Origin of the sequence: Sphaerisporangium sp. NPDC051017 (assembly GCF_040683095.1) — a bacterium.
Taxonomy (GTDB): Bacteria; Actinomycetota; Actinomycetes; order Streptosporangiales; family Streptosporangiaceae; genus Sphaerisporangium.
This window is the reverse complement of sequence record NZ_JBFBCI010000146.1, coordinates 1-1,809: the sequence shown is the minus strand read 5'-3', so window position 1 is coordinate 1,809 and position 1,809 is coordinate 1. Positions and strand designations below refer to the sequence as shown.

Genomic DNA, 1,809 nt, shown 5'->3' with positions numbered 1-1,809 from the left:
CCCAGATCTTTCACGATCATGATCAAGCTTTCCTGAGGTCGTGTTGATCATGGTGTTGGGTGCAGAGTTCCGGGTTCGGGCATGCCGAAAGCCCGGTGGTCGCCGGGTGCGGCCTTAGTCTCCCCTTTGGCGGGCCGGTGGGCGGGGCCTTTCTGCTCGTCGGGACGGATGGGTCGCGGTCAGGAGGGGGCGGCCAAGGCTCGGATCTTGCTCCAGGCCGTGATCAGGTCGGCGGTATGGGGATGGCCGGCGCATAGCCGGATCAGGCGTTTGCGGGCACGCCGGACGAGACGTGCGGGGATCTGGAACAGCAGGCGGCGCAGGAGCGCGGGTGTGGCTGTGCGCAGGTCTGGGTGGTGGTCGAGGATGAGCAGGCGGAGCCAGGCCAGCAGGTCGGCAGCGAGCATGACCGCGTGGCACCAGGCCTGGTTGGCGGCCATCGCGTAGAACGGCAGGCGCCGCAGGCCGAGGTTCTTCCCATCCTTGATCACGGATTCGACATCGGCGTGGTCGCGATGGAAGGCGTCCTGACGGGGATAGTGGTGACCGGGCAGGTCATGCGCGACGGCCTGGAACCGCTGGCCACGCCGCTTTTCGAGGGTGCTGGCGTTCTTGCGGTGCTTGGGATGCAGCGGTTCGAGGCGGGCGGTGACGCGCATGCCGCCAGGCCAGCCATCCTCGTCTCGGTTCAGGTCGAGCAGACCGGTCAGTTCGGCGACGTAGGCGCGGTCGCGGACCTTGCCTTCTGGGGTGATCGCGCAGGCCCAGATCTTCTCGGGGACTTTGACGATGGCATCGCGGATGGGCGCCGTGACGTCGAAGCCGACGCTGTAGTGCCACGTGTGGCCGCCCTTCGCCGCCGTCTCCTTGATCCATTTCAGGAGATCCTTGGTGGCCCCCGCGCCGTCACTACGGAAGATGATTTTCCGCCGGTAGCGGGCCGGGAGCTGGGCGATCGCCTCGGTCAAGACGGTGATGTGGTCCTCGGCCGTGTTGGAGCCGGCGTTGCCCGGGCGGAGCAGGATCGCCAGGATCTCTCCGGTGTTCGCGCAGGTCACCAGGATCGGGTGCAGCCCGAACACGTGCTTTTTGTACGTCGGGGCCGCGCCTTCCTTCTCGGAGTGGGACTCCACCAGGGACGCGTCGACGTCGATGACGATCCAGCCGTCCCAGACGTGCCCGGCCACGCTCACCCGGGGGAAACCTTGCGGGCGGGCGGCGAGCAGGCTCCACATGCGTCGCCGGTGCGTGGCCCGCGCCCGCGCCAGCCGTTCCAGCATGACCGGGTCGAGTTCGTCGCCGAACAGCCGCCAGGCGGTCACGCCCGAGGCGACCGCCCCGGTCACCGGGCTCGCCCCTGCGGTGGTGTCCATCGCGGCGCTCACCGAGGTCGCGCCCATCGCCAGCCCGATCGCGACATCGACCAGGACCTGCCCACGGTCATGCCCGGGATGGAACCCGGGCACGAGCAGCGCCGTGGAGGCGTGGCCGCGTACGCCGGATTTCTCGGCGAACAGCCGGAGCAGAGGGACACCAGCGGCGGGAACCAGCCCGGTGGCGCCGTCGGTCATCTCCAGTCCTGTCGACCACGCTGACGTGCGTTTTTCCAGTTTTCGGCGGCGGCGCTGTTCTCTAACACGCTTGATCTTCCGCCGCAACCCGGCGGGTGTCGTACGCTTCACTTTCGAGGTGCCGTTCTCCTGCAGGATCAAGATCTAGTCAATCCAGATCATGCCAGGTCAGAGCGGCACCTTTTGTCGTTTGTGACGCTAGGTGACGTTCACCGGCGTGCCGGTGAATTCATCAGGC

The 1,809-nt window shown here is 67.3% G+C and carries 1 protein-coding gene; it reads right to left on the bottom strand.

Annotated elements, in window-relative coordinates:
* Nucleotides 1-179: 179 nt before the first annotated feature.
* Complete coding sequence (locus tag AB0M95_RS40910) at nt 180-1,571, bottom strand: IS1380 family transposase (RefSeq protein ID WP_363777155.1); 1,392 nt, start codon at nt 1,569-1,571, stop codon at nt 180-182.
* Between the last annotated feature and the right edge of the window lie 238 nt (nt 1,572-1,809).

Bases quoted from the DNA above. Each gene is read 5' to 3' on its own strand.
- AB0M95_RS40910 (WP_363777155.1), bottom strand. From the start codon at position 1,571: ATGACCGACGGCGCCACCGGGCTGGTTCCCGCCGCTGGTGTCCCTCTG.